We start from the raw sequence: 25465 nt of genomic DNA on the forward strand, positions 1-25465 counted from the left end.
ACAGGGCCCTCAAAGAACGGCTTGTCATCATCATGGATCGTGACCGGCTCGGCACGCCATGCAACGATAATGGCCGCGCGGTCGCTGTGGGCCAAACCACGAGAGGCTCCAGTGGCCAACCCTACTTTCAGGATTTGGGTGCGCCGCAAGCCGTGCTATTGACCCGGGACTACGAAACGGCTGCGCGAAAGGTAGCGGAATCTCAGATTGCGCTGGGTGGTTATCGTCTGGCTAACTTATTGAACGAGGCATTCAAATAGTCGGCCATCGCCACAATTATAAGCTTTGTGGTAACCGTCCTGCAATCTGTATGCGATAGCACTGAGCGCATGCAGTCGCGCCGCCCTATCATCTCGATTTTGATTGTGTTCCCGATAGTCGCTGCCATCGTCGTAGCGTGCTGGCCCACGAAAAAGGGCTATTCGGACGCTGATATCACGTTCCTCGCCTCTGACGCGCATGTGGTCGTCGGCGATGTACCGCTGACAGTGCCGATGATCGCATTGCCGGGTCTGCTAAATCAGACACAATCGTTCTCTCTGCACAAGCAGAAGGATCGGGAAGCAGCGACGGAGCGGCTGGCCGCGTTTCGCGAATCTACCGGTAGCCCGGAAACAGCACCAACAATTGATACCCTGGAAATCTCGCTGAGAACCTATGGGTGGAACGATTTTGATATATCAATCATACGTGTTTGCTCTCGCCTGACCCGGCAATGGTCGCGGTCCGTATGCGACGATCCATGGTCCCCGTTTCAGCAGGCCATGCCACGCGGCAATAATCATTTCTTTCTTGCCGATGACCGAAAACTGGATGCGTTCAACAACCACTGGACTGTAGGCAAAGAGAGGGTTGGGGACCACCTTGATGAGATGCGGTTGAATAACGAGGAGGCGCCGACTGTCTGTGATGCCAAAAGTTCGTTGAATAGAAAGTTCTGCACGGCGGCGATAAGTATCAAAGAGCATTTGATTGCGGTGTGGACGGTTTGGGACGGTCCGGGTGAGCCACATGCGCGGCAGGCAGAACGTGAAGGGCACGCGATCAGGCAATTCGTCCTCCACGGGCTTGGTCCAATCGAGGATTTTCCCAGATTGCTGTCGGCGATTTGCAAGCTGAAAGACCCAGTCGCCCCTTCTGGGCCGTATGGGGACCCTTGTGACGGGGCCAGCCCTTCAATATCTGAGCCAGATCGTCGGCTGTGAGCATCATATCTGCCCACGAAGGCGTGATGGGTGCTGCGAGACTTCAGCGGCAGGCATCTTTTTACCCATGCTTACTTGCTGGCTTCGAGCGGTTAACAGCCCTTTCAGCAAGGGGGATACTCAAATTTGGGATCAGAGAGGATATCGGAACCCCACTATTTTGCGCCTGGAGCCTTTGCGTGTTCGGTCCTTTCGCGCATACGTGCCTGTAGAGCCAAATCTTCGGGTGATCCGGGCAGGGGGGACAGCCTGGAAAACTGCGAAATGGTGTCATAAGGCAGGACGCAGGACTGTACTCCTTCCTGGTATGCGCCAAGTTCCTGTTCCCCGAAGATGACGGTGATGGCTTTGCCGTCAAAGGACCAACCAGCAGGATCTTTGAATGCTTTCATGAAATTGTCAGACGGAAACGGCGGGTATTCCTTTCCGTCAAGAGTGTAATTTCCGTCGGTTGCGAGGCTGGGGCCATTGCCATCGGGAGCCACTTGCTCCCAGCATAACTTGGCTACCTCGGCGGCATAATATTCTGGAAACATATCCGCGAAGGAAAGTAGTTCCTGCTTGTTCAGGCGGCGATTTTCATAGGATGTGCCTCCAAGCCCGTGAGCGCCACCTGTATATTCCGAGCTGTCGATAGGGGTAGAGATGAACCCTCCGCTTTGGAATGGCTGTGACATCATTATCGTCTCTTCGCAGGAGCCAGTGCAAGATTCGTCCCCTTGATTGTCGTCAGTTCCGTGTTTGTTTCCGTCGCCCAGCAGATCTTCTGAATATTTGTTGAACGCCTTCTTTCCCACGGAGTCCGGTTCGGCGAATTCGAACACCGACACCTCGATGCTGATATCGGAATCCTTCTTCTTCGGTAGGTAATAACCCTTGAAAACCAGTCGACCCTGCGTCGAGGGACCAGTCCCGTCGGCGCTGCGGAAGAAATCGATCCGCCGTTGCATGTTATTGTAGAGGCATTCCTCATCTACCGAATGGTCTTTGGTAGCCGAACATCCTGCTTCGCGATCACCGAGCAACCATTCGCGCTGCATGTGGACCAGAACGACTTGCTCGTCCTTCGGACGGCCGTTGTAAAGCTTCTGATAGGCGTCGTTGAGATCGCGGTCAGCCTGCAGCAGCTTTGGCGAATGGCAAATCGCGGCGACGCGATAGTCTTTCGCACTCTCCTCCGAGCAGTCGAGGGCGTTCGCGGCACCCGCACAACTCATTGCGCCAAACAGGGTGGCAAGTAAGATCAGCCATTTCATGTCTTCACCTTCTACATTGCTCCCGGCAACGATCAGGTAAACCGCATGCCTTGCGCGAAGATTTACCAAGCTTGCTACTGAACGGCTTAAATTTGTTCGGACGATAGATCTCAAATGAGCCAAGCGTGGTTGCAAACCACGGCCATCGTCTTGCCGTATGTGGGGACGCTGCGGCCATCAGGACTTCAAATGTTCAACTGCCCGAACGTACCGTTGCCTGATCGCGCCCTCGTTCTGCCATACCTCTCCCGGCGCAAATCCAGAACTTTCATAGAGCCGCCGAGCCGCTGCTCCTCCAGCACTACCTTCAGTGAACGTATCCACCTGAAGAATAGACTGAGGGGGAGCAAAAGCGATTGCCCTCTCCACCAGCGCCCGGCCAACGCCAAACCGTCGATACTCGTGCGCGACGGCCAGCCACCTTATCCAAAAGGTGTCGCCTGAACCTCCCATTAGCATGCCGCCCAGGAGCGATTTCCTCCCGGCGATCCGAGCACAGAACGCCTGCTTTTGATTGATCTTTCGCGTCAGGATGGAAGTGAAGCCAGGCATCGGGCCGAAAAGGTCAGCAACCTCTTCCGAAAGCTCCACCCACGGCGCTATGTCAGCGTGTTGGGCCAGATCGATCTGGAATTCCATTTCAGCTTAACTCCTGCAGGAACTCGTCGATGACTCAGTTTTCGCCGGATATGATCTGTTCGTATTGTGTAGAACAGAGATCAATTGGCGCAGGAACCCAGCCTTCCTACCAAAGGAACTTGTTGATTCCGAAATGGGCGAGGCCCCGCCGTTTGCTCAGCTTGCGAGCGAGCGTGAATTCCCCTCTGGTATTACCCAGGATGACGATGCGCGACATGGGATGAACGACGGACCAAAGAAGCTGATGATCATGTCGTACCTCGACGCACCATGTGCTGGACGCCAGAGGGCATAGTCTCGATCAATCCACGCAGTGGCAGAGGCATTAAATCGAATTGATCTAGCACAGCCTTACTTGGGAGCGCCCAGCGAAATTCGAGGTCCGCGCTGCCATCCCGGACACGGTGCACGATGTCACTCTCGTGGAAGGGCAGGGGTCTGGCAAGCTCGGCTTCATAATAGAACCCGACCTCGTGAACCTTTCGTCCCGCCAGTTCGAAAAAGTTCTCGACGACGAAACGCAAGGGTCCGATCACTGCCGAGCTGCCAATTTCCTCTTCAATTTCGCGTGCGAGTGTTTCCGCTCCCGCCTCGTGAAACTCCACACGTCCACCCGGCAGGACCCAGAACGGGTCTGTGACGGCGCGATGAATGAGAATATGTCCGTTAGAATGGATCAAGGCACCGGCCCGGAACTGGAAGCGGGAATCCCCCGCGTCCATAACGATCATTGTTCGTGCGCCTTGTGTCATCGATTAACCTACTGTCTGTGAAACGAGATAGAAATGATCGCCCAGCTTTCTGATGTCGGGTTCTGTTGTGTAATCGTTCGGCGGAATTCGGCCGCCGAGCTGGTTATAGTCCCTTCCAGGTTCGCGGGGCGATTGGTCGAATAACCTGTTTCGAAACTCAGCGGACCAAGTCGATGGTGGCGACATTATCTGATCGGTCTCATCATAGACCAAGCCGATTTCGGTACTTGCGCCTCCAAACCCGCCGCCCATGTCTCCCCACCCCCAATTAATCAGAACTGGATGGCCGTGGGCTGTGGCGCTCTCCGCAACGTCTTTCAGAAGGTCAGACTTTCGATATTCGAACCGAAGCTTGTCTGAGTTGAGACCAAGGTAGCTAAGCATCGACACCAGCGCGACGGCTATGAACGGTGCAACGACTAGAGACAATGCCCGCCGCCAACGCCACTTGACGAGGTTAAATACGATAAGAAAGGACCATGCGACGAAGGCAATGAGCGCAGGGAGCAGCGATAACATATCACCACGCCAATAGAGTTCGTACGCCAGGGCGATACCCGACATGGCCTCCAGGTAGATGCAGAGAAGGGCGGCCCACAACGTATATGAAAATTTAAATGCGTCCCGATGTGGAATTGGACCTTCAATACCGGCAACATGCGTCATGAAGATGAACCAAGTTATATCCGTTGCGAGCAAATGGGGGGAATGCGGTAGACAATCGATCTGTATTTTGGATTCGTGCGTCGCTCTGTTATACGGCCACCGTATGCTTCAGCAATACACCTGCTGGCAATGTTATCCTCTGCAACCGGATATTCGAAATAGTCAATGGCAGTGGTTTTGCTTGCCCATATCAAGACTGCGTCAATCAGCTCGCGGCCAAACCCCATCCCGTGAACATCGTATCGAAGCCATATCCCAAGCTCTGGAGTACTGGATTGCAGAGCATGTAGGCCTACAATGCCGAGGCAGCGACCGTCTCTTTTTTCGCGGGCGACCAGATGAAGATCGGACTGGCTCTTGATCAAGGGAAGCCAAGTTTGCCAAACTTTAGCGAATTCGGCCAATGAAGCCGGAGGTTCCCAAGCCATGAACCGAGTTATTTCGGGCGATATGCAAGAGAAAACCTCGATGGCGTCCTCCGGGGTAAAAGGTCTGGCGACAGTTCGGGTCGATGAGATTTCAATGTCTGCCATTTACGCCCCTGGTGGCTCCTCTGCAATCTGCGAGACCCATCTAGTAGACATCGCTATCGCGATCCTGCCACTGATGCAATTTTAACGATAGATTTTGACGCTCCTTAAATGGCTCGCCGCTACAAAGCGCAAGACAAAGGGGTGAATAGATGTTCTGGAAGTTGTTTGCGATTTGCATTGTCTATGCCCAACTGGATGCCATCGTCACTGCCTATAGCGGATTGCAGGCAGCGACTCCGTTCGGTTTGATCAACTGGGTATTGTCGTTTCCGGTGGTTGTCGCAGTCTGTTGCTACGTGTTCAAGTTCCCGGTGGGAAAACGCAATCACTGGCATATCTTTTCTTGGTTTTACTCTGCCTACTCAATCGCTTTAGCTCTTAAGTTGGGACACGACGCGCGTGGATGGTTTTATCGTTTTCCCGATGGTGACGACCCTGTGGGCACGTGTGTGCGGTTTGCAACGATAGTGAGCGTGCTTTTCTTCAAATGGATCGCCGTCTGGCGATACGGTCACGACGAGGCCGCTTGGACCGGCGCTTCCGCTGTTGAGACACCGTCGACTTTGGATGTCAGATATTCCTCTGCCACCACCTTTGGCATGTTGCGACGCTATCGGTCGCTTCAGTTTTATGTCGGCGTCTTTGCCGTGCTGATGCTGGTGTTCATGTTCAATCGCGCCGAAAATCCGGGTGCTTCCTATCGTAGCCTTTACGAAGCGTTGGGTCCGGTCGGCTATTTTTACACGATGAAATCGATCCATGGTTTGTTGTTGATCATGGGCGGATTTTGCGTCGTGGATGAACTCGCGACACTGCGCCGACGTGAAAGGCGAGTACAGCAACTTGCCCCGGCGGGCGCTGTTAATGTCACGTGATCTCCACTGCCGTCTTCGGAGCACATCAGGCACCAGACAGGAATGGGCAGCTTGCCAAAGATATGAACGGAAATGTCGACCATGCCTTCGAGGCAGTTTAAGCCAATTTCAGCTTTGGATCTCGTTCGCCAGATAGCGCTGCGGTTCAAAAACCATGTGCGAATACCTTTTTCCGATAGTCCCATGGAGCAGACCATCCGGCTCTGCGCTATTTTGCTCTCTATGGCAGTTCAGGCCTATGTCGTTAATGTTCGCTATCGGTGGGCGCGGCCTCAAAACGGCGGACCGCTGCCGGAAATGCGTGACCTACTTTTCTTCGCGGCTCTTCCAGTGCTGACGTGTGTCGTCGGTTATATGGGACTAAGGCTTCGGATTTGGTCATGGAGCTTTGTTGTCTTCTGCGCTGGGGGCAGCTGGTGGATTATAAGCCAGGCACTGGCGGACCAAGGTCTCTTCTGGACGCGCGTTTCTTATGGCAATTGGATGCTAAATTTAAGTTTTGTGCTGGCGCTGTTTGGGTTTACCGCCGCAATTCTGGTGTTCATCCGATCCAGAAGGCCAAACGCGATCTCGCCATCGCTTTGGAAATTCTTCACCAGCGGTGCACTCATTCCGATCTGGTTTGTCGTAACGCTGGGCGTTGTGAGGTAGACAGCGACAAGCCTTCAGGCCAGACGACGTTCTACTTGCATTTTGGACAAGCGATATAGGGACGCCCATTCGGTTCAATCAGCATGGCTACTCCTTCGTAAGCGTCCAGTCAGGCTTTATCGTCGGCCTTCGTTTTATTCCAAGGCAATATCTCATCGATCATGTTGATCGGATGATCGGTAATTTGGTTAGATCGATCCGCCTGCAGAACCTAATCATGCCACCGTCGAACGAGATTGGGATACTTATCCAACAAGTCGCATTGCTTGTCTGGGTCGAGCCCCTGATATTTTCCCATCGCTGCCATGAACCTTGCTTGGAATGTCACGTCTACTTTTCGTTCGGCGACTGATCTTAGCCTCAGCCACTCGCCTTCGTCGGTCGATTCATAGCTCCAGTTGCAGTCCATCTGCCCTGCAGTAATCGCTGCAAGTCCGTCGACTTCGGCTGTGGTTAGCGGCTTTCTGAACTGGATTTCTTGGTTGACCTGGATTTCTTGGTAGGCATAGACCGAGACCAACGCAAACAGGACAGTTACACTCGCGATTTTCCAAACCTTCATTCCCGAGCCTTTCCCCTGGCAATGTTATCGGACCCGCCGCGACCAGCCGGGTGACAGGTCTTCAGACTAGACGATGTTCTACCTGTATTTTTGACAAGCGATATAGGGACACCCATTCGGTTCAATCAGCATGACAACTCCCTTTGTTGAACCGCCAGTGAGTTCCGCAGCCCCAGCAACATTCGTTGTCTCAGAGGAGCTGGTAGAAACATGGCCTTTGGGCTCACAGAAAATAGGGACGTGGCACGTCTGGCATGTTGTCGTAGGCGCGGAGAACCACCTTTAGCGGCATCAGGTTCTGATCATGATGCCAGTACACGATTTTTAGCCAGGTGGCCGCCCGGGTATATTGTCCGCGACCGATCCATATGTCCTGCAGATTTGCCTGCAGCATCCGCCGCCCAGCATCCAAGAGGTCATCTTTGTCGAATTGCGCTCGCCCCAGTTTTTGCAGGCAGATGGCATAAGCAAACTCACGTGGTTTTAACGTCTTTTTGAGCGACGGAGTTTTCGGCACCAGATGTCGCTCATATTCCTCAACGGCGGTTTCGTACTGGCCAGCCTGGAAGCTGAGCGCCATGAAATCATCGAGAATTCCGTCGATTATGAGCTTCCTGGAAGTGAATGGCAGTCCTTTGACTTCCTGAGGAATGAAGCGCTGCAGCTTATAATCAAACTTGTCGGGACCGAGTACCTTCGTAAAGCCCGTCCGCATGTGTTCAATTTGCGCGTCTTGGGCGACCTCCCACGTCGCTTCGTCATTTTCTTTGGTGTACATCCATTGGCCAAGGGCTTTGGCCCAGTGCAAAGTCCTTCGGTGGGAACAAGGGGTTCCGAACCTTTGCTCTTCTCCCCCTTCGATGGCCCTATCCAACCATTGAAGCGCACGCGGAAGAACGGGCGCAATCTCCGTCTCCAGCCACAGCAACCAACATTTGATGACCTCCTCCACGTGCCAGACAGCATAATTACCCATCGGCTTCGTTTCGTCATACTGCGTATCCAGATAGAAGCGGAGAGGGACTTCTTCGCGGAGGCAATTGTGTCGCAGAGCTATCGGATCAAATATAGGCATCTTCATATCTTCCTTTGGACCGCTAAACGCTCCGGCATGCTATCGGATTTGTCACTCTGGCTTCGAACCGCTCGGCAAGCGATGGGGGGCTAGCTGGCATCGCATCAAATCTCGATCTGCGTTCCGTCTTCGAGATCGGACTTATCTACCCCAATTAAAAGAAAGCCCTCGTTTAACATGGGCGCGAGGGGACGTGAATGAAGCCGATCCTTGATGGCGGTAGCCTCTCGCACTTCTTTGCCGGGAGTGTGCACGTTCGCGATGAGCCTACAGTCGAATGGAAGGTCGGACGTTCCTTCAAGGATGATCATCGTCCCATTGTGGCATTTCGACACGAAATGCTCCCAAAACTTTTCGCACTCACCGTTCTCCCAGTTCGTCCACATCCAAGCCAACCGATTTTTATTGCAATCGGTTATGGGCACGGAATTCCAGCCAAGTTACCTTGTCTAAAATACCTTCAGAAAAAAGATGCGTTCTTTTCCCTCCGGGTAGGCGACTGGTCTCGTATTCCCTTTTCGCTTCTTCTGAAAGACGAGCGAGGTGATGTGTGCGGCGGTCCCTAAAGCCATACCTCTGAAATGCGGCCTGCAATCGCGATGCCCTGCGCCATTGCCTGCCGCACCACTTCTGGGCGTCGAGCAAAGTCCATCGTGTTTGGTCCAATCGCTTCGAGGCATGCCTCATCCGGGGTAGTCACCGAAGTCCTTGCGCCCGAGGCGATGAGTTCATCAACCTGTGCCGTTACGCGAGATATCATTCGCTGCCCGACGGGACCGGGTGGATTGAAGCTTAAAACCAGAATGGTGTCGAACCGTCCGACAAGATCGGCATTGGCAGGGGAACGTAGGCCGCCATCCATGTAGTGTTTTCCGTTGATCAAGACGGGCGGGTGAAGACCTGGCAGGCAACAACTTGCTGCGACCCCTGTTCCGAGCGTGGCCCCGCAATCTCGACGCAGCACCCGAGGTTTTCCGACGGCAATGTCGACGACAACAAGTCCGACTTTTTCGGGCCAGGTGTCGAAGCCGACGATTGAACTCATGTGTTCAATGTAGGCCGCTGGACTGTCCGGAGTGGACGCTGCCAGGGCATAAGCACCAACTTCGACGCGCCCCGTGTCACCAGTCTGCGACTTTGCGAAGAGTTCTGGCAGCTTGCCAACCGCCTCGGGAGGATAAACTGATCCGGCCTTCCCAGTTGAGGCCTTTTCTCCTTCTGCGATAAGCGTCTTCGCCATCATCGTGGGGTCACGGCCCGATGCGATCTGGGCTCCGACGATTGCCCCGGCCGACGTTCCGAGAATGAAATCGGCCGACGACATGGTAAGTCCTGACTGTGCCAGTCCGCTGAGAACGCCGCACTCCCAGGCGACAGCAAGCGGGCCGCCGCCACTTAGTACCAATGCTTTCGACATGGTCGACCTTCGAACTGACAACACCACGGAAAGAAAACTGGGCTTGCGGACAGAATTGCGCCGTTAGGCAAACTCTGCGAGCAAGAAAAACCAAATGAATGCTACAGCCGCTCCCACAATAAAACGCCAGGCGCTGGTCTGCTTGATAAAAAATGCTGAAATCAAGATTGCGGCGACACCGAAGGCCCCGCTGCCCAAATGAAGCTCTGCAGCTCTTTCCCCACAAGGAAGGCAGCCATCTTGGCCCATCACATAGTAGCGATTTGCGAGATAGTAGCCGGTCGCCGTATAGCACCACCAGGCGAGAAATATTGCGAATGCCCAGGACCAAATTCTCAGGCGATTGCCAAGAAGACACATGATCCAGGCGAGAGCGCCCATCATGTCGAAAAAATAGTGATCAGCGTTGCCGTCGGGACGAAGGAATACATTGTCACCGTCGCCATAAGCCACCTCGTAACCTTGGTTGAGGGAGTACAGGCCAAGGACGATGACGGCACCTGAAAGAATGAGACGGAGCAATTTCTCCAATCTGGTGTCGGATGGCGCGAACCGAGTTATCGCCGTAAAGTTGCCGACCAAATCTCTAAAATATCCGTTCATTCTCTTCTCTCAAATGCTGGCGCTGCGGCAACTTGACGAATCGGCGTCAACAAAACAATCTCTGTTTCGGCGTGACCTGCGCCCAACCTCTCAAGGCCTTCCCCAGCATGGTCTTCAACGGAGGCAAAGGGACTTTCGTCTCAGGTTGTTGTCTTGGTCCTATCGTTTGAGCGTTGTTGCTGGGGAGCTTTCGTTCGAACGTGAAAGGCCTGACAATGACTGAGAATGGAAACCTCAAACGTCGCGTCCGTGCTCGCGCGACCAAAACTGGCGAGTCCTACACCACGGCACTCATGCATATCCGCCGGACTGAAACGGATATCCCTGTCGCCAAAACACTACGGCTGGCGGTAGCTCAAACCTCCCTGGTCGATGACCCTCGTGATGTCGACGCACTTCGCGCCAGCGGAATGGAAATGCGACGTCTCATGCACGAGGCAAAGGCTGCGGGTGCGCGGCTTATTCATTTTCCTGAAGGTACGACATGCTCGCCGAACAAGCGCGTCATGTCGGAACTCGGCACGAGGGAAATCGGTCCTTCCGACTGGAGCCGTGTCGAATGGGATGTCCTGCGGGAAGAGTTGAAAGAGACGATCAAACTCGCAAAGCGCCTCAAGCTTTGGACGGTGTTCGGTTCCGTTCATCAGCTCACGTCACCGCATCGGCCGCATAACAGTCTTTACGTCGTTTCCGACAAGGGTGAGATCGCAACCCGCTACGACGAGCGATTGCTGTCGCACACGAAGATTTCCTTCATGTATTCGCCCGGCAAACTACCAATCACCTTCGAACTTGACGGCCTTCGTTTTGGCTGCGCGTTGGGGATGGAGTCCCATTACCCGGAGATTTTCATCGAATACGAACGGCTCGGTGTCGATTGCGTCCTGTTTTCTACGACAGGTGAACTTCCAAAAGCCGCCCCTGCGTTCGCAGCAGAGGCATTGGGGCATGCTGCCAGCAATGCATTCTGGGTAAGCTATGCAGCGCATGCGCCGCAAAGCGTCACAATGCCTTCCGGAATTGCCGCTCCAGATGGCCGTTGGGCCGCTCAATGTTCAGCGACTGCAATGCCGGGTATCGCCTTTGCGGATATCAAAACCGATCCGGAGAATCTGTCCCGACCGTGGAGACGAAAGGCCCGTTCCGATCTCTACATTCCCCATCAGGTGAATGACGATCCCCGCAGCGACGGTCGCAATCTCTTCTGAGGAAGCATCAATGCTCAGTGGGGCGACTTCGTCCCACTGACATCGCTATAACGTTCGGCTTTAAGAACAAGGACAGGGCCTCCCAATGGTCACTCCGGGAGGCCCTGTCCGTTGCTACTGATCCACGATCTCCCGCATATCGGCGACGTCGATACCATGAGTGTCGAACCACCATTCCGCACTCATGTCAGGATGTTTGTCGCGAAGACGCAAATACTTGGAGCGTAACCGCTCCTGACGTTCGACCTCCTGCTCGAAATAGGGGTGATTGAGCGTGCCGCCCATCATATGGATGCGACGAAGCAACTTTCGCAGAACGTATCCTTGTTCCTTGTTGCCCGGTCGGTAGCCGCTCTCCACGACCTTCATGACAGTGTCACGCAGCGTCCGCAGTGCGTCGTCTGGTGGGGTGCCGTTGACGATCATGTCCAGACGTTCGGCACCGAAACCGACATCGATGCAAGTCCCGAGCGGATTGACGATGTTTCCGATCTCAATGCCGTTTTTGTAGAACTCGGTGCAGTATCCGCTGATGCTGCCATCACTCCATATGCATTCCGCATCTGAAACGACGGGCAAACGCCCACGATAAAGCGGCGTCCATTCGTCCAGCCGGTCGGGATGGATGGTGACATGATCGGGTACGAGACCGAGCGTTCCGAGAAACTCGATCCAGAAGTCGATAGCGTCGCCGACGCTCATCTCCCTGAAGGAGAAAAGACCGATCATCGTGAAGTGGAGAAAGTGCGTTCCGTCGCCGATCTCGTCGAGGTCGCCCATGCGCAGGCAGGCCTGGCTGTTTGCGACTGTCCCAATGTAGGAAGGATCGGAGAATAGGGGCTTGTACTGCTGCATGCCAGCGCTGCAGAAGAGCGTGGTATCGTCATGTGGCCGTACGGATTCAATGCGCGTAAAATTGATGCCCTTGGAAAGGCAGAAGTCTTGGTATTGCTGGATCAGGCGTCCCGCGATGACATAGGCAACCTCCTTCGTTGTTCGTGTGCCTTCGACAAACATAATGTCATCTGTCGCAAACGGCAATCCGCTACTTTGGAGCAGATATTTCCGGTGTTACGTCGCAAATGCCACCAGCGGTAACGTCGGCTCAATGCGGCCATGAGCGTTCAGACTGAGCCCTGACCAAGATCTCCTGCACGAACATGCTCTTCTCTGTAACCGATGTCCTACCCCCACGTTGTTCTCGCCGCCCTAATCTGTGATCGGCTTTCCATGGACGAGCAACGGGAGTTTCTCCATGGAGAGTACATTGGAGTTTCTCACAACCAGGAAGTCTGGACGTGAGGTTCACCGGCATTGGCCGGACGAGGTCAAGGCGCAGATCGTTTCGGAAAGCTTGAGACCTGGCTCGATGGTGAATGAGGTCGCCGAGCGCTATGGATTGCGGGCGAACCGCCTTTCGACTTGGCGAACGATGGCGCGGCAGGGCAAGCTTGTTCTGCCTGCACCCGATGACCCAGTGGAGTTCGCAGCGGTAGTCATCGATCCACCCGTTGCGGAGCCGCTGATCAATAAAACTAGCCGCCCTGAGATCATCGTCGGCGCTGTCACCATCCGCCTGGAAGAAGGTGCGTCTGCCGCCCGCATTGCCGCTATTGCGCGTGCCTGCGCGGTTCCGGCATGATCTTTCCGTCGAACCGTGTACGGATCATGGTCGCGACCAAGCCGGTCGACTTCCGTAAAGGTCATGATGGATTGGCGGCATTGGTCAAGAATGAGCTGCGCAAAGACCCATTCACCGGCACGATCTTCGTATTCCGGTCGCGCAAAGCAGACCGATTGAAGCTGATCTACTGGGATGGCAGCGGTCTGGTAATGGCCTACAAGCGGCTGGAGGAACACACCTTCACCTGGCCGGGTATCAAGGATGGTCTGATGACCTTGGGCCACGCACAGTTCGAGGCGCTGTTTGCAGGCCTCGACTGGCGTCGAGTCCGTTCCGTGGAGGCGAGACCGCCGGACGCCATCGAATAGATGCGGCACGATGACTCGGGCGGTAAATTCCAACGGCGAAGCGGCGTTGGTTTTGATAGACTTTCACCATGTTGGACGCCGCCGATCTTCCCGACGATATTGCAGCTTTGAAGGCGATGCTGATCGCGGCGCAAGCACGTGAAGTCCGCAAGGATGAGCGGATCGAGCGGCTGGAGAAGCTTGTTGCCGCTTTCAAGCAAGCCGCCTTCGGCCGCAAATCCGAGAAAGCTGATCCCGAGCAGTTCGATCTCGCACTGGAGGACCTTGAGACAGCCATCGCTGCCGTCCATGCCGAAGACGAGGCGGATGGCCCCTCGGGTAAGCAGCAGGCCAAACCACGCGCCGCCAATCGCGGCTCTCTTCCCGCCCATCTTCCTCGTATCGAAGAGATCATCGAGCCGGAAAGCCTGATCTGCGCATGTGGTGGAGGTCTGCATTGCATCGGCGAAGATGTGTCCGAGCGCCTGGATGTCGTCCCGGCACAGTTCCGTGTCATTGTCACCCGGCGTCCCAAATATGCCTGCCGTGCTTGCACCGACGGCGTCGCTCAGGCTCCAGCACCCTCTCGACTGATCCACGCCGGATTGCCCACCGAGGCAACCATCGCGCATGTGCTGGTGTCCAAATACGCCGATCATCTGCCGCTTTACCGACAGGCCCAGATCATGAGCCGCCAGGGCATCGATCTCGACCGCTCCACATTGGCCGACTGGGTTGGTCGAGCAGCATTTGAATTGCGCCCGGTCTTCGTCGCTTTGATTGCCGATCTGAAGCGCTCGACGAAGCTGTTCATGGACGAGACCCGTGCGCCAGTGCTTGATCCCGGTTCCCGCAAAACCAAGACCGGATACTTCTGGGCGCTGGCCCGTGATGACCGACCGTGGGGCGGCGGCACGCCGCCGGGGGTAGCCTTCACTTATGCTCCAGGTCGCGGCGGGTTACATGCCGAACGGATATTGCAAGGGTTCACGGGCGTGCTTCAGGTCGATGGCTACGCGGGATATAACCGGTTGATCGCACCGGATCGCGTGGGCCCGGACATTCAGCTCGCCTATTGTTGGGCCCATGCTCGGCGCAAGCTGGTCGAGATCACCCGCACTGGTTCGACGCCGATTGCCGAGGAAGGCGTGAAGCGGATCGGCGAACTCTATCGCATCGAAGACAAGCTGCGCGGTCTTTCCCCAGAAGCTCGCCTCGCCGGGCGGCAGGAACGATCAGCCCCATTAATCGCCGACATGCGTACCTGGCTGACGCACCATCGCGCCCGCGTCGCTGGCAAATCGCCGCTCGGCGAAGCGCTTGCCTATATCGCCAAATATTGGGATGGTCTCCAACTCTTCCTGACCGACGGTCGCATCGAGATCGACAACAACACCGTCGAGAGAACCATCCGGCCGATAGCCCTCAACCGCAAGAATGCTCTCTTCGCCGGGCATGACGCGGGAGCGGAGAACTGGGCGACCATCGCCTCGCTGATCGAGACGTGTAAGCTCAATGCCGTCGATCCGCTAACCTACATGACCAGCACGCTCACTGCCATCGTCAATGGCCATAAACAGAGGCGGATCGATGATCTGCTTCCCTGGAACTACCCCGTAATGCATAACTCCAAGGTCATGGCCCGAAAGTAGGTTGCACGGGTCGTCGGCTTTGCTGGCGAGGCGATTGATTAAATCAACATCCAAAAGGTTTGGGACCGGCCCAACCATGGGTCCCGATGACCGGAGGTTCGATTGTTGTGATGAGCCATTCATCTGGATTACGCCAAGAAATCTCCTTGAAGCTTACTTTGAGCCTTCCGATGTCTTGCCACCAGACCATCAGGATATCAGGAGATTCCATTTCTTTTGGTTGATATTGAAACGGAACTCCCCTCGAATTGAGATCAATCAGCTTGGAATACAGGTCCGCGTTCTCCCAGAGCTTGCCTTCGTCAACAAAGGCAATTTCTTGCCGGAGTTCATGCGTGCCCGATATCCGTCTACCCCCCGTGAGAACGATGCGACCCTCTGATAGATGAGAGACATTGAGCGGAGGAGGCTCTGCATGAGCCCCAAATTCAACCGCGAAAGGAAGTCTCCGTCCTGGATAGCTCATTGACGTTCAATACATTTCCGGTGGAAAAATCTCAATTTATGAAACGAGGTGGGTCAAGGCAATCAGCATGTCCACAGAATTGAAAGCTACTGCCGCAATCTCATAGCGGTGGCCTGAAAACATCGCTTACTCTTCTCTGCCGTGTAACGATCTCCATCATATGGAAACTGCTCCGCGAGTTGCTTCTTTAAAGTCGAATACGCTTCAGCGGCTTCGTCATGGTGACGGAGATAATCGCGAAACATCACTCGGCGCTCATGAGTGCGATTTTGTGGTGGGCAAAGATAGACGCGGAGCTTAGGTGCGGAGCTTTTCAATATGAATGCCCAGACGTCGTCGTACCGATTTCCACGAGGCTCATAGCCTGCATCAATAAGTTTCCTGCTGGCGCTGGGAACTGCTGCCAGACTCGACAACGTAATGTCGATGTCAATGATTGGCTTGGCAGACATTCGTGGAATAGCGGTGCTTCCGACATGGTCAACAGCCACAACACTTGTCCCAAGAATCTTTCTCAGCACAGTGTCGGCACTCGAAAAATCTCTCGGCCAATTCGGATCGTAAGGAACGATTTCGACTAGGGTCGGCATACGGACTTCACCATCCGAACTATTGTCTTCGCACAGCAGCGTACGAAGGCGCTACGATCTACATGCTATCTGAAGGTCCTGATGACGGCTAATGGCACTTTTGAACCCACCATCGACCTTCAGCCACCGGCTCGTTACGAGCATAAGCATAGTCGATTGACTTTACGAACGTTCCAGACACGAAACGGCTCAGAGTTCAATTTCGGAAATTCGAAACTCCGTACCAGTATCGTGAACGATATGCAGGTCGCGGATCATCTCGGCGGCATGCAAAAGCCCATGTTGCCATTCTTCATGTGGCAATCTCGCGGCTCCCGCCGAAACGGTGCGGATATAAATCAGCGCATCTTTTCCCGGTACCGGAACGATCCCAAGTTCTTGCCGAAGCTCTCTGATTGTGCTCACCGATCTATCCAGCATGTTGCTGACCTCGTTCGGTGACAACTTTTCGACCTCATTAGCGGCCCGCACCAGCTCGGCGATAAAATCTGTCGTGGCGCTCACGGTCATCCTAGAATCGAAAGAATTCGTCAGGTTAAAGTTGGACAGCAGCCGAACCGAGTCAAGCTGAGTTGTCCCGCTTGGCCCTGCTGATGTCGCGATTTTGCCCTTCAATGAAACGTACACCACCGTGTATCGTGAGAGCGAAGTGCCGTTCGATTCCAGGCCGCCAAATACCAGCGCGGACATATCGAACCAGCACAAAGTTGATGTTTGGAGAGCCAGATGAGCGTATTCGAAACGGCAATACAGGCAACAAACTCCGTCCTGGCAAGCCGATTTCCAGGCTATTCCTTTGCATTCGCCTCCGGCTCGATCATACGCGGCGAAGGGACAAAAGGCTCTGATATCGATGTCGTTGTGGTCTTTGATCGGCTCGAAACCGCTTGGCGCGAGACCTTTATCGAGGGCGACTTTCCATTCGAAGTGTTCGTTCAGGACCCCGAGACGCTCAGCTGGTTTTTCGAAAGCGATATTGCTCGTGGTTACCCAGTCATCATTCATATGGTCGCTACAGGCCACGTACTCGGCCCTAATCGCGACAAGGGGCAGGTCTGGAAGGACCATGCAGCCAGCGTTCTCCGGGCCGGTCCACTAGAGCTGGTAGGCGAGAAGCTGGACGCTTTGAAATACCAAATTACTGATCTTCTTGATGACCTGCATGGAGACAGGGTGGGTCCAGAGATACGCGCGATTGCCGCTCAACTCTATCAGCCCCTAGCCGACCTCATGTTGCTGGGGCGAGGGGCATGGTCGGGCAGGGGGGAATGGATTCCACGCCTGCTTCGAGAGACGGACCAGGAGCTTGCCAATAGGTTCGATGATGCCTTTCGGCAGGTCTCGCGTGGAAATGTCGAAGTGTTGTGCAACCAGACGCATGCCGAATTGGACCGGCATGGCGGCCCGTTCTTCGCCGGAGACAAGCGCATGGCGTCGCAACAGGCGAGACGAACGAGTTTTGTGGATCTGGGCTGATTGTTGCCTTCGCGCAAAGGCGAAAGCCTCAGTCTTCATGCTGACGAGGAGACCTCATGAGCAGCATAATGTTTCCGGATAGCAAATGGGAGGAGGCTAGCCGAACCGGTTGACCCAATGAACTCTTGGCATTCGATATGCAAATCTTACACAGAGAAGGAGATCAGGATGAACCGACACAGCTTCCTAGACGACTACAGCGAAGGTGCGCATCCCGAGATAATCAAAGCCTTGGCCGAAACCAACCTGGTTCAGCAAACGGCATACGGTGACGACGCGTACTCGCAGGAAGCACGAGCCCTGATCGGCAGGCATATGGGTGGCGTCGAACCGGATATCTGGTTCGTTGCTAACGGAACGGTTGCAAACATCCTGACCATCTCCAGCGCATTGCGGCCTCATGAAGCCGTGATCGCTCCTGCAAGCGGTCATATCGTTGTCCGTGAGACCGGCGCAATCGAGGCTACGGGCCACAAAATCATTACTGTGCCTCCGGTTGATGGAAAACTGATGCCGGAAAGCATTGTGGCCGCCCTGAAGGCCAACGCCCACTTTCCGCACATCACGAAGCCTAGACTGGTCTATCTTTCCAATGCGACAGAGGTAGGCACGCTTTACACGAAGGAGGAGCTTGAGGCGATTTCGACGCTCTGCAAGGAGCGTGGCCTTCTTCTCCTGCTGGATGGCGCAAGGCTTGGCGCGGCTCTTTCCGCGAAAAAGAATAACCTCAGTTTGAAGGACATTGCTGAGCTGACCGACATCTTCTGGATAGGCGGCACGAAGGTCGGTGCCCTTCTGGGGGAGGCCATCGTTATTTCCAATCCCGAGCTGCGCGACGGGTTCAAGTTCCACATCAAACAGCGCGGCGCACTCCTTGCGAAGGGGCGTGTGCTCGGCCTCCAATTCAGGGAGTTGTTCCGGGATGGGCTGTATTTCGATATTGCTCAGCACGCCAACGACATGGCGCAACGCTTGTCCGCCAAGATTTCATCGGCAGGCTACTGCTTTGCTGCGGAAACCGAAACGAACCAGCTTTTCCCGATCCTGCCCAACGTTCTTATCGAAAAGCTGAAGGATCACTTTGATTTCTACATCTGGGAGCCCCACGACGGGTCCTCGTCCGTTATACGTCTGGTCACATCTTGGGCAACTCAGGAAGAGCAAGTGGATGCGTTTGCTGCCAAGCTTGAAGAGTTCACAACCTGACCTCTACGTTGGCGAAACGGATCCTTGGGGGAGTGCCCAGAAGTGTATACTTCGGCCTTCATCTTCGAATGCAAGGCCGAAGCCCCGGCCCCAGGGAAAATCGAAACAGGCCGTACTCAGCTCGCCTTGTAAGGTGCCCTTGTAAGTTGTCTTTGTACGTAGGATACGTGCCTATTGCAAAACGATGCCGATGTACGTTCGCTACCCCGCAGGCAGCCTTGGTTAGAAGACGAGGATTCAATTGAAGAAATCGGACGCCCTGAAAATCATGAACGCGTTTCTAAGAGAGGCGGAGATTACCCGCATTCCGGTTGAACTTGGCCCTCTGGCGATCACCTTCGCGGGAAGAAATGGTCGATCCGGAAGGATGGCTCTTTTACTTCAATACGCTCAAATGGCTCGAAACCAAGCACGATGAGTATAAGATTATCGGGCAGGGGCCGACGATTGTATTGGCCGACGGACGCTTGCTGGACGGGGGTTCCGGTGAAAGCGCCAGCATGGTGTTGAAGAGGTTCGGCGTCGAGAGATCTGCACCACCCGTTTCGCCCAACTCAGGCGAGGCGCAATAATGGGATACGATCTTCACATCACACGAAAGACAAACTGGTTTGACGCCTCTCCAGCAATCGATCTTCACGAGTGGCTGGAATATGTGGCCAGCGATCCCGATCTTCAGCATGATGGCTTTGCCGAAACTCCCGTCGCCAAGGGAGACGTGTTGCGCATCGAGAGCCAGGGGATATGCATCTGGAAAGGTTATTCAGGTGAGGCAAATCCTGAAGCCATGGTCTGGCTTTCGTGGAACGCAGGCAACATTGTTGCGAAGAACCCAGACGAGGATGTCCGTCAAAAAATGTGGCACATCGCGCAATCTCTTGGTGCCAAAGTTCAGGGAGACGAGGGAGAGCATTATGGCCAGGATGGCGGGATGATCGAAACGACGACCAATGGTCCATCGTCTCCCGTCAATGCGGGTGCGTCTGTTTCAAAGCGGTCATGGTGGAAATTCTGGTAAGGCTCACCAAGGCGTAGCGCGGCTTCCCTTCCAAAGCAAAGGTCTGCTTTCTGTTGCTCGATAGCTTTCGTCCCCAGCGCTTGACGCGTTGATACGATTGTCGCCATAAGCAATGCAGCTTACCGCAGGTATCGGCACGGTGGATGTTGGAGCGTCGTTACCTGATCGCTGACTCAGGAGATCGTTGTATTCATGCGAGTTTTTGACTTATCAGACGTCGCTCCCGGCAGCCCATACAAGCAGTTCGATGCTCACGAAGCCATGCGAGGTCTCAGCACCAAACGCGTTGAGGCCGTCGGTTGCGCCACACCCACATTGGTTTCCTGCGAACCCAATCATGCATTTGCCGAAGCTGCTCGCCGTGCCTTTTACGATCATCATCCTTTGGTCATTCGACCAGACGATATCTGGTTCTGTATCGCTCAAGGCCTGGCTACGCATGTTTCGCTAAACAGCGAGGCGCTACGGTCCAGGTTCGTCGCACATGAAGGTCGAAAGAAATTTCTGGTCTCGCGCCCGGATTTCTTTCTTGGACAGGATAATCCGTGGCCGGAAATGTTTTCGGCGTTTTCCGAGCAGATCGCTCAAAACATTCCGCAGTTGAGGGATGTCCTGGGAGTGCGTTTTTCTACGACGACAGCCATGGAGACGGCGGCGTTTGATCTGTGCTGGATGGATGCGTTCAAGGACTACTTCGAATACGAAGCGCGATGTGGTTGCGGCATTCCACAGATTATCCTGCACGGAACGGCGGAAGATTGGCGGTCGATGATTCCTCGTTTGCAGCAAATGGCGCAGTACGGATTGGAAGAATGGTGCGCAACCCTGGTTCCCGTTCTGGAGAAAATTGCCGACACGGCAGCGGGCAACTTTGATCGTGAATTCTGGTTATCGTTCTTCCGTTACCTCGCAGGTTCCGGTCCCGCCGAACTCACGGGCTGGATCGTCACGCTATTCCCTTACCTGATCGTTGACTGGCGCACGGGGGCATTGGGGCCGAACGAATACTTGTCGGCGTGGCGCGACCGTCTCGAACGGTCGTTGGCACGCAGCGGCCCCGTTGGCGACTGGATGATGGAAACGGAGGGGCCAGGTCTTGATGCTCTTCCGCAGTCGCTTGCGAGCGCTCCGCTGCGGTTCGTCGACGTTCGTGATGAAAGCAAAACGAATTTGAGGCTTGTGGCGGGGATGTTCGGTGTTGCCCAAGCACCTGAGAACAATGCGTTGTCTGCCTCTTTCGGCTGGTCCGTGGTCTATGATGATGCTGAAGTCCGGTCTCGCCGACAGTTCGTGGAGGTAACATTCTAGCCCTGTGCTTGAATGCTTGAAGGACGCTTGTTAGAACCACAGCAGCGGTGCGGATAGGCAAAGCGGGATAAGCCTGGAGGGAGGATGCCCGGAACGCGGCCCGTGCCGATGTAAACCGGATTCATGCGATGGGTTCAAATCCCACGCCGCCAATCAAGGCTTCTGATCCTGTCTGGGTTCAGTAACGAAGCCCGAAAGTTGGTCGTGCTCGCCTCTATCAAATCGATATTTTGCACTCATTCCTTGAGTAAACTTAAAATGGTGTATTTATATGAGATGGGCGTTGCGAAGCATAAGTTATTGCTGACATTGATCTTGTCTACCTTGATGCTTTCATTTGATGGAGCATCGGCGGGAGATACGACGAGCTATCCCACATATTCAAGGGAATATATAAAGGGTGCGATGGGCGAATGCGTTTCCATCAAGGGATTTTCGACGGATCTTTGCAATTGCATAATCACAACATCCAATAAAATGACAGAAAACGACCCGGTACTTTTTATCTTCATTGAATATGCAAAGAACAGAGACAGCTTTAGTGCGGTTTATAAAGGTATATTGGACGCAGATGTGTACAATAATCACAATTTTACAAACAGAAAAGAGAGGCGTGAATTTGTAGAAGGCAAGGCAGCGATATTCGTGCACCGCATAAAAAAGGAATGCGGATAAGACTAACGGGCTGCCGATATGCTTCTGACGCTCCAGAAACGTACCTGTCTATTCGAACTGATGGACATCGGACTGACGAACGAACCACGAGTTAACAAGGCGTTGGGAGTGGGATGCTGCTTCCTCTGTTGCTGACTTCCACACATTGGTGCGCGATCCTGGTGGCACACGAGAGATCGTAGACCCTCGTCGGCAGATCAGATTTGTGTCCAGCCTGTCTGCCCTCGAAGGTTTTAAAGATCCATTAGCCTATATTTCGATAGATCTTCGCCCATATATCTTGGCTTCGCACGCCAGATAATCGACCTTTCGCTTGAGTTCCCTTCCTTATAGGATCGGCCATCGTTCATAACCGTCACGAATTCGAACAAGAATATCAGGTTGCTGGCGAACACGACCTCGTTTTCGAATATGATCGGTCGCTCGCCCAAAGACGTTGCAAGGTGTTTGATCACTTCCATCGGCGGCTCACGAAAAATATACCGACCATCGTAGTTTAGTCCATCGGCTTTAACGTCACCCAGTATCTCGAACAGTCCGGCATTGTCATATGCCAATACCAAGCCAGCACGTGTTTCGGTCAAAACATCTGGCTGAGCTAGGGTCGCCTCCTTTGCCAGCGCCCCCTCGATGTCGCTATCCTGGAACCCGATATCTTTGAGAAAGGAAGCTGCATCATCGTCGGGGAGGGACTTGCTATCGCGAAAGCTCGTTGCCGGGCCGTAAACGGCTAGAGCATTTACGGTATCGCGATCCATGCCGAAGGACATGCCACCGAGGCCCATCCTGGGCTTGAGCGCCCAGTGCGGACTATCATCTTTCGCCGGAAAGCCGCGCCAAATCCAAACCACGCCGTCGTACCAATCTATAGCTGCTCGTACCCGTGAGTTATTCTTATATTTTTCCCGCCACGGACTGAAGAGGGCACCAGGAACAGCCGGGACCAGCATAAGCGGTATGATTGTGAAAACATCGGAATAGAGATGCAGGCCGAGTGACGTCAAACCCACAAGAGTCAGTCGATATACCAGCAGATGTCGTTGTATGAGGCGCATGTTCGCTCCTCCTATCCTTTCAGGTAGAAGCCCTCGGCCATCCCTGGGAACAGGATTGGTCAGGGACGCTGACTGATCGTATCGATTGGGGCGGGAGAATCCAGCTTACATTGAATAGGTGGCCGAGATGATGGAGACACGTCCGACAGCCTGGTTGCGGGCCGCCGGGGGACGCTGTGCTGCCCGGTTCGGGGTGGCGTGCGAGCCGGTGAGAATTTACTGGAGGTTTATTTTAGCCGCCTAATCGGGCGGAGCGGCGAGCCCACCAAGCGTGATCCTGCGGTGTATAAGTCACTCCATGCCAACGCGAAAAAGCGGCTCGCCCCTCAATTTCGGCGATTTGCGAGTTTGCATAGATGCCGTCAGCGGGAAGCATGCACCAACCTTCCGATATGATCTCGCCCTCGTACTGCGACACAAAATAATACTGCTCAGCATAGGCATAAAAGCCGTCTTTTCGCTGGAGGATAACTATGCGACGTCTCGGATGAATGGCGGCACCGATCTCAACAATATCCAATTCTTTCACGATCAGCATCAATACCTCCATTGGAGCACGATATTCATTTAGCAAATTCGGGAAATTGAGAATAGAAACCGCCCGTGACCGCTTTATCCGGGTTTGGCTCATCTGCGCCATGACCGCCCTCAGCCCTAAGTGGTCATTGGGTTATGTCCGATACTCCGTCGCAAGTAGACCCATCATGAGGTCGTCATGCCACATGCCATTCACGAAGGCGGTTTCCCGTTCACGTCCTTCAACCACGAAACCGCACTTTTCATAGGCTCGGATCGCACGTGTGTTGTAGGCGAGCACCCTTATCCCGATGCGGTGCAGTTTCATTTCCATAAAAGCATGCCGTATCAGCAGACGGACCGCCTCACTTCCAATTCCTTTTCCAAGGAGCGCAGGATCGTAGATACCCACTGCCATGGATGCTCGGCGATCTTGGACATTAAAGCTATGAAGCTTGATTTCCCCGATAAGACGTCCTTCGATTTCGATGATCCAGGCGTGGGGATTTTCTGCTTGCCCTTGAGCCCAATTGTGGGCTGCTTCTCTTGTCATTGGCTTCGCGTCCGAACGACTTATCCCAAACATCTCAACGATATCGACGTCCGTCCCTAAGGCCAGTCGGGCCTCGGCATCATTGAGAGAGGCAGGCCTTAGCAGTACGTTTGCACCCTTCAGAATAACCACAGCGCCACCCGATACCAGAATTGGTCCATAGGCCCCACTTTAGGCAAACTCAATCGCATCTGGCAATGTCAGGGGGTGGCGCGAAGCCGCCTAGACATTCCCGCCCTCGGCCCAATGCGGTCGTTCGGCGTGTCGCAAATTTCGGTCACGAAGCTCTGACTTTTGCGAGAGGTGAGGGATCAACTCTTTCTTAAATATGAATCCAATTGGTAGAATTTTAGCTTTCTTGTTGTGCAATTGCGGCACTAATAATTTTGCCACTATGAAATCAGCATCAGGGTGGCGAACAATGCCCAACTTATCTCGCAGCCTACGACGGAATTTTCCAGCAGACACGCGTTCTGCTCCCCCAGTTCATGCCGAATATTGAGATGGAGAGCGTCAAAAACACCCTGCTCGGGCTTGTAATGGTGTTCACATTCTCCTTGCCGACCTTGGTCATGGCACAATCCATGCCGGATGATGAAATGTTTGACCCGGCTAAGGTCATCGCCGGAATTCAGATAGATCGTTCAGGGTGTCAGGAAATGGAAGCACGGCAGACTGCCGTTTGGGTAAATGTCGAAGGTAAAGGATATTGCCTCAGATACTACGCAGCCGGGCTCAACCAAAAAGGTGAAAATCCCGTGGTTGCCGCGTGGATGCCTGGCGATGTCATGGGTGGTCCGAAAAGCGTCGGTCATCAAGAGGGGATCGGCGTTGCCACGATGATTGAGCAGTCAAGATCACTGTCCGACCGCTATAGCGTGCCTTGGATATTCCTCGCTCGGCCGGGCAGCTACGGCAGCAGTGGCAAGCACTTCACGATCAGGCACAAACCTCTGGAAGCAAAGCTGGTGGCTGCTCAGATCGACGCGCTGAAAGCCCGCTATCATATTGGTCGCTGGGCATTGGGAGGCCACAGCGGAGGTGGCACGCTTGCCGCCGAATTTCTTGCCCGGCGCATTGATCTTCAGTGCGTAATTTTGTCCTCAGCTGCCGCTGCATATCGCGAACGATTAAAGCAGCGCGGGTTTGCAGGCCGTTTGAAAACGGAAGTATTTTTCGATCCTTACGATGCGCTCGATCAAATCCCTAAACAGCCGGATCGGCGGGTGTTCATGCTGGCCGATCCACGCGAGACGAATATTCCTTTTTCCACCCAGAAGCTCTATTTCGATGGTCTGAAATTGCGAGGGCACACCGCATTCATGCTGGCGCTCAAAAAAGCTGCTGCCCCCAAATATCACAGCCTCGTCGATTTTGGAGAGGCAGCGACCGGAATGTGCGCCAACGGGACGGAGACGGATGCAATCTTTCGGACCTTACGAGCAATGCCTCCGCAGTCAAATAGGATCACAAATTAACAGTCGCCCTGTCAGCCAAGCGATCCGTCCTCATTGTGTTGGAGAGATTTCCGCCGATC

General features: G+C 54.2%; 30 protein-coding genes. 14 read left to right on the top strand and 16 right to left on the bottom strand.

From position 1 onward, the window contains the following. Positions 1–329: 329 nt before the first annotated feature. Positions 330–1205 (top strand): hypothetical protein, encoded by an 876-nt coding sequence (locus PMI03_RS06435; protein WP_007691052.1) that lies wholly within the window; start codon positions 330–332, stop codon positions 1203–1205. A 155-nt stretch (positions 1206–1360) separates the two neighbouring features. Here the strand turns inward: PMI03_RS06435 and PMI03_RS06440 are convergent, their stop codons facing one another. The 5 genes from PMI03_RS06440 to PMI03_RS30920 form a co-directional block, all read right to left on the bottom strand. Continuing rightward, positions 1361–2461, bottom strand: a complete 1101-nt coding sequence (locus PMI03_RS06440; protein ID WP_007691053.1) for a lysozyme inhibitor LprI family protein — start codon at positions 2459–2461, stop codon at positions 1361–1363. A 177-nt stretch (positions 2462–2638) separates the two neighbouring features. Further along, entirely contained in the window at positions 2639–3100 is a 462-nt protein-coding gene (locus PMI03_RS30700; protein ID WP_007691054.1) for an N-acetyltransferase, read from the bottom strand. Between the two features lie 248 nt (positions 3101–3348). After that, positions 3349–3852 carry an NUDIX hydrolase gene (locus tag PMI03_RS06450; protein WP_039973650.1) on the bottom strand — a complete coding sequence of 168 codons (504 nt, stop codon included), beginning with the start codon at positions 3850–3852 and terminating at the stop codon, positions 3349–3351. Between the two features lie 3 nt (positions 3853–3855). Next, positions 3856–4518 carry a hypothetical protein gene (locus PMI03_RS06455; RefSeq protein WP_007691057.1) on the bottom strand — a complete coding sequence of 221 codons (663 nt, stop codon included), beginning with the start codon at positions 4516–4518 and terminating at the stop codon, positions 3856–3858. Positions 4519–4532: 14 nt separating this feature from the next. Next, the gene (locus PMI03_RS30920) at positions 4533–5051 is read right to left on the bottom strand and encodes a GNAT family N-acetyltransferase (protein ID WP_007691059.1); all 519 of its coding nucleotides are present in this window, start codon (positions 5049–5051) and stop codon (positions 4533–4535) included. A 149-nt stretch (positions 5052–5200) separates the two neighbouring features. Between PMI03_RS30920 and PMI03_RS31510 the strand changes: the two genes are divergently transcribed. Both PMI03_RS31510 and PMI03_RS06470 read left to right on the top strand, forming a co-directional pair. Further along, positions 5201–5926, top strand: coding sequence for a hypothetical protein (locus tag PMI03_RS31510; protein WP_007691061.1), 726 nt, complete (start codon positions 5201–5203; stop codon positions 5924–5926). A 183-nt stretch (positions 5927–6109) separates the two neighbouring features. Continuing rightward, a complete protein-coding gene (locus PMI03_RS06470) occupies positions 6110–6577 on the top strand; it encodes a hypothetical protein (RefSeq protein WP_174032216.1) in 468 nt (155 codons plus the stop codon). Between the two features lie 211 nt (positions 6578–6788). Here the strand turns inward: PMI03_RS06470 and PMI03_RS06475 are convergent, their stop codons facing one another. Continuing rightward, positions 6789–7139 carry a hypothetical protein gene (locus tag PMI03_RS06475; protein ID WP_007691071.1) on the bottom strand — a complete coding sequence of 117 codons (351 nt, stop codon included), beginning with the start codon at positions 7137–7139 and terminating at the stop codon, positions 6789–6791. Positions 7140–7362: 223 nt separating this feature from the next. Then, the gene (locus PMI03_RS06480) at positions 7363–8214 is read right to left on the bottom strand and encodes a hypothetical protein (protein WP_007691073.1); all 852 of its coding nucleotides are present in this window, start codon (positions 8212–8214) and stop codon (positions 7363–7365) included. 197 nt (positions 8215–8411) lie between these two features. On the opposite strand from PMI03_RS06480, the gene PMI03_RS31515 reads away from it, so the two are divergent. Continuing rightward, entirely contained in the window at positions 8412–8780 is a 369-nt protein-coding gene (locus PMI03_RS31515) for a hypothetical protein (protein WP_174032218.1), read from the top strand. Here the strand turns inward: PMI03_RS31515 and PMI03_RS06490 are convergent. Together PMI03_RS06490 and PMI03_RS06495 are read right to left on the bottom strand one after the other, a co-directional pair. After that, on the bottom strand, positions 8777–9631 hold the full coding sequence (locus tag PMI03_RS06490) for a patatin-like phospholipase family protein (protein WP_007691077.1): 855 nt from the start codon (positions 9629–9631) through the stop codon (positions 8777–8779). The two genes, PMI03_RS31515 and PMI03_RS06490, sit on opposite strands and share 4 nt — an antisense overlap. Before the next feature lie 63 nt (positions 9632–9694). Further along, positions 9695–10234, bottom strand: a complete 540-nt coding sequence (locus PMI03_RS06495; protein WP_007691079.1) for a hypothetical protein — start codon at positions 10232–10234, stop codon at positions 9695–9697. A gap of 215 nt (positions 10235–10449) precedes the next feature. Between PMI03_RS06495 and PMI03_RS06500 the strand changes: the two genes are divergently transcribed. Continuing rightward, positions 10450–11442 (top strand): carbon-nitrogen hydrolase family protein, encoded by a 993-nt coding sequence (locus tag PMI03_RS06500; RefSeq protein WP_007691081.1) that lies wholly within the window; start codon positions 10450–10452, stop codon positions 11440–11442. Positions 11443–11556: 114 nt separating this feature from the next. On the opposite strand, the gene PMI03_RS06505 is transcribed toward PMI03_RS06500, so the two are convergent. Then, on the bottom strand, positions 11557–12459 hold the full coding sequence (locus tag PMI03_RS06505; RefSeq protein WP_007691082.1) for an alanine--tRNA ligase-related protein: 903 nt from the start codon (positions 12457–12459) through the stop codon (positions 11557–11559). 238 nt (positions 12460–12697) lie between these two features. Between PMI03_RS06505 and PMI03_RS31520 the strand changes: the two genes are divergently transcribed. The 3 genes from PMI03_RS31520 to tnpC all read left to right on the top strand — a co-directional run bounded on the left by PMI03_RS31520 (position 12698) and on the right by tnpC (position 15065). Further along, positions 12698–13084, top strand: coding sequence for a transposase (locus PMI03_RS31520; protein WP_007691083.1), 387 nt, complete (start codon positions 12698–12700; stop codon positions 13082–13084). Then, positions 13081–13434, top strand: coding sequence for an IS66 family insertion sequence element accessory protein TnpB (gene tnpB / locus PMI03_RS31525; RefSeq protein WP_007691085.1), 354 nt, complete (start codon positions 13081–13083; stop codon positions 13432–13434). The genes PMI03_RS31520 and tnpB overlap by 4 nt, the downstream gene beginning before the upstream one ends. A gap of 68 nt (positions 13435–13502) precedes the next feature. Next, on the top strand, positions 13503–15065 hold the full coding sequence (tnpC, locus tag PMI03_RS06520) for an IS66 family transposase (protein ID WP_007691087.1): 1563 nt from the start codon (positions 13503–13505) through the stop codon (positions 15063–15065). A 43-nt stretch (positions 15066–15108) separates the two neighbouring features. Here the strand turns inward: tnpC and PMI03_RS31530 are convergent, their stop codons facing one another. From PMI03_RS31530 to PMI03_RS31535, 3 genes are all read right to left on the bottom strand, one after another. Continuing rightward, entirely contained in the window at positions 15109–15531 is a 423-nt protein-coding gene (locus PMI03_RS31530; RefSeq protein WP_065695752.1) for a hypothetical protein, read from the bottom strand. Positions 15532–15617: 86 nt separating this feature from the next. Further along, entirely contained in the window at positions 15618–16121 is a 504-nt protein-coding gene (locus PMI03_RS06530; RefSeq protein ID WP_039973654.1) for a GrpB family protein, read from the bottom strand. Positions 16122–16310: 189 nt separating this feature from the next. After that, the gene (locus tag PMI03_RS31535; protein WP_007691089.1) at positions 16311–16811 is read right to left on the bottom strand and encodes a hypothetical protein; all 501 of its coding nucleotides are present in this window, start codon (positions 16809–16811) and stop codon (positions 16311–16313) included. 36 nt (positions 16812–16847) lie between these two features. On the opposite strand from PMI03_RS31535, the gene PMI03_RS06540 reads away from it, so the two are divergent. From PMI03_RS06540 to PMI03_RS06560, 5 genes are all read left to right on the top strand, one after another. Further along, positions 16848–17597 carry a nucleotidyltransferase domain-containing protein gene (locus tag PMI03_RS06540; RefSeq protein WP_007691091.1) on the top strand — a complete coding sequence of 250 codons (750 nt, stop codon included), beginning with the start codon at positions 16848–16850 and terminating at the stop codon, positions 17595–17597. Positions 17598–17765: 168 nt separating this feature from the next. Beyond that, entirely contained in the window at positions 17766–18803 is a 1038-nt protein-coding gene (locus PMI03_RS06545; RefSeq protein WP_007691098.1) for a low specificity L-threonine aldolase, read from the top strand. Between the two features lie 350 nt (positions 18804–19153). After that, positions 19154–19375 carry a hypothetical protein gene (locus PMI03_RS06550; RefSeq protein ID WP_007691105.1) on the top strand — a complete coding sequence of 74 codons (222 nt, stop codon included), beginning with the start codon at positions 19154–19156 and terminating at the stop codon, positions 19373–19375. Continuing rightward, positions 19375–19821, top strand: a complete 447-nt coding sequence (locus PMI03_RS06555) for a hypothetical protein (protein WP_007691107.1) — start codon at positions 19375–19377, stop codon at positions 19819–19821. Before PMI03_RS06550 ends, PMI03_RS06555 begins: the two co-directional genes overlap by 1 nt. 192 nt (positions 19822–20013) lie before the next feature. Beyond that, the gene (locus PMI03_RS06560) at positions 20014–21129 is read left to right on the top strand and encodes a DUF4419 domain-containing protein (protein ID WP_007691108.1); all 1116 of its coding nucleotides are present in this window, start codon (positions 20014–20016) and stop codon (positions 21127–21129) included. 908 nt (positions 21130–22037) lie between these two features. Here the strand turns inward: PMI03_RS06560 and PMI03_RS06570 are convergent. The 3 genes from PMI03_RS06570 to PMI03_RS06580 form a co-directional block, all read right to left on the bottom strand. Then, complete coding sequence (locus PMI03_RS06570; protein ID WP_007691112.1) at positions 22038–22859, bottom strand: hypothetical protein; 822 nt, start codon at positions 22857–22859, stop codon at positions 22038–22040. Between the two features lie 232 nt (positions 22860–23091). After that, positions 23092–23499: a hypothetical protein gene (locus PMI03_RS06575; RefSeq protein ID WP_007691113.1), complete on the bottom strand. Its 408-nt coding sequence runs from the start codon at positions 23497–23499 to the stop codon at positions 23092–23094. A 30-nt stretch (positions 23500–23529) separates the two neighbouring features. Further along, positions 23530–24060, bottom strand: a complete 531-nt coding sequence (locus tag PMI03_RS06580; protein ID WP_039973655.1) for a GNAT family N-acetyltransferase — start codon at positions 24058–24060, stop codon at positions 23530–23532. Between the two features lie 371 nt (positions 24061–24431). On the opposite strand from PMI03_RS06580, the gene PMI03_RS06585 reads away from it, so the two are divergent. After that, on the top strand, positions 24432–25406 hold the full coding sequence (locus tag PMI03_RS06585) for an alpha/beta fold hydrolase (protein WP_174032226.1): 975 nt from the start codon (positions 24432–24434) through the stop codon (positions 25404–25406). Positions 25407–25465 lie beyond the last annotated feature (59 nt).

This window comes from Rhizobium sp. AP16, from assembly GCF_000281735.1.
In the GTDB taxonomy this organism is placed as follows: Bacteria; Pseudomonadota; Alphaproteobacteria; order Rhizobiales; family Rhizobiaceae; genus Rhizobium; species Rhizobium rhizogenes.

What these genes read in the sequence shown, in the direction of transcription:
- PMI03_RS06435 (WP_007691052.1), top strand. Translation starts at nt 330, where the DNA reads ATGCAGTCGCGCCGCCCTATCATCTCGATTTTGATTGTGTTCCCGATA.
- PMI03_RS06440 (WP_007691053.1), bottom strand. Translation starts at nt 2,461, where the DNA reads ATGAAATGGCTGATCTTACTTGCCACCCTGTTTGGCGCAATGAGTTGT.
- PMI03_RS30700 (WP_007691054.1), bottom strand. Translation starts at nt 3,100, where the DNA reads ATGGAATTCCAGATCGATCTGGCCCAACACGCTGACATAGCGCCGTGG.
- PMI03_RS06450 (WP_039973650.1), bottom strand. Translation starts at nt 3,852, where the DNA reads ATGACACAAGGCGCACGAACAATGATCGTTATGGACGCGGGGGATTCC.
- PMI03_RS06455 (WP_007691057.1), bottom strand. Translation starts at nt 4,518, where the DNA reads ATGACGCATGTTGCCGGTATTGAAGGTCCAATTCCACATCGGGACGCA.
- PMI03_RS30920 (WP_007691059.1), bottom strand. Translation starts at nt 5,051, where the DNA reads ATGGCAGACATTGAAATCTCATCGACCCGAACTGTCGCCAGACCTTTT.
- PMI03_RS31510 (WP_007691061.1), top strand. Translation starts at nt 5,201, where the DNA reads ATGTTCTGGAAGTTGTTTGCGATTTGCATTGTCTATGCCCAACTGGAT.
- PMI03_RS06470 (WP_174032216.1), top strand. Translation starts at nt 6,110, where the DNA reads ATGGAGCAGACCATCCGGCTCTGCGCTATTTTGCTCTCTATGGCAGTT.
- PMI03_RS06475 (WP_007691071.1), bottom strand. Translation starts at nt 7,139, where the DNA reads ATGAAGGTTTGGAAAATCGCGAGTGTAACTGTCCTGTTTGCGTTGGTC.
- PMI03_RS06480 (WP_007691073.1), bottom strand. Translation starts at nt 8,214, where the DNA reads ATGCCTATATTTGATCCGATAGCTCTGCGACACAATTGCCTCCGCGAA.
- PMI03_RS31515 (WP_174032218.1), top strand. Translation starts at nt 8,412, where the DNA reads ATGAAGCCGATCCTTGATGGCGGTAGCCTCTCGCACTTCTTTGCCGGG.
- PMI03_RS06490 (WP_007691077.1), bottom strand. Translation starts at nt 9,631, where the DNA reads ATGTCGAAAGCATTGGTACTAAGTGGCGGCGGCCCGCTTGCTGTCGCC.
- PMI03_RS06495 (WP_007691079.1), bottom strand. Translation starts at nt 10,234, where the DNA reads ATGAACGGATATTTTAGAGATTTGGTCGGCAACTTTACGGCGATAACT.
- PMI03_RS06500 (WP_007691081.1), top strand. Translation starts at nt 10,450, where the DNA reads ATGACTGAGAATGGAAACCTCAAACGTCGCGTCCGTGCTCGCGCGACC.
- PMI03_RS06505 (WP_007691082.1), bottom strand. Translation starts at nt 12,459, where the DNA reads ATGTTTGTCGAAGGCACACGAACAACGAAGGAGGTTGCCTATGTCATC.
- PMI03_RS31520 (WP_007691083.1), top strand. Translation starts at nt 12,698, where the DNA reads ATGGAGAGTACATTGGAGTTTCTCACAACCAGGAAGTCTGGACGTGAG.
- tnpB (WP_007691085.1), top strand. Translation starts at nt 13,081, where the DNA reads ATGATCTTTCCGTCGAACCGTGTACGGATCATGGTCGCGACCAAGCCG.
- tnpC (WP_007691087.1), top strand. Translation starts at nt 13,503, where the DNA reads ATGTTGGACGCCGCCGATCTTCCCGACGATATTGCAGCTTTGAAGGCG.
- PMI03_RS31530 (WP_065695752.1), bottom strand. Translation starts at nt 15,531, where the DNA reads ATGAGCTATCCAGGACGGAGACTTCCTTTCGCGGTTGAATTTGGGGCT.
- PMI03_RS06530 (WP_039973654.1), bottom strand. Translation starts at nt 16,121, where the DNA reads ATGCCGACCCTAGTCGAAATCGTTCCTTACGATCCGAATTGGCCGAGA.
- PMI03_RS31535 (WP_007691089.1), bottom strand. Translation starts at nt 16,811, where the DNA reads ATGTCCGCGCTGGTATTTGGCGGCCTGGAATCGAACGGCACTTCGCTC.
- PMI03_RS06540 (WP_007691091.1), top strand. Translation starts at nt 16,848, where the DNA reads ATGAGCGTATTCGAAACGGCAATACAGGCAACAAACTCCGTCCTGGCA.
- PMI03_RS06545 (WP_007691098.1), top strand. Translation starts at nt 17,766, where the DNA reads ATGAACCGACACAGCTTCCTAGACGACTACAGCGAAGGTGCGCATCCC.
- PMI03_RS06550 (WP_007691105.1), top strand. Translation starts at nt 19,154, where the DNA reads ATGGTCGATCCGGAAGGATGGCTCTTTTACTTCAATACGCTCAAATGG.
- PMI03_RS06555 (WP_007691107.1), top strand. Translation starts at nt 19,375, where the DNA reads ATGGGATACGATCTTCACATCACACGAAAGACAAACTGGTTTGACGCC.
- PMI03_RS06560 (WP_007691108.1), top strand. Translation starts at nt 20,014, where the DNA reads ATGCGAGTTTTTGACTTATCAGACGTCGCTCCCGGCAGCCCATACAAG.
- PMI03_RS06570 (WP_007691112.1), bottom strand. Translation starts at nt 22,859, where the DNA reads ATGCGCCTCATACAACGACATCTGCTGGTATATCGACTGACTCTTGTG.
- PMI03_RS06575 (WP_007691113.1), bottom strand. Translation starts at nt 23,499, where the DNA reads ATGGCGCAGATGAGCCAAACCCGGATAAAGCGGTCACGGGCGGTTTCT.
- PMI03_RS06585 (WP_174032226.1), top strand. Translation starts at nt 24,432, where the DNA reads ATGGAGAGCGTCAAAAACACCCTGCTCGGGCTTGTAATGGTGTTCACA.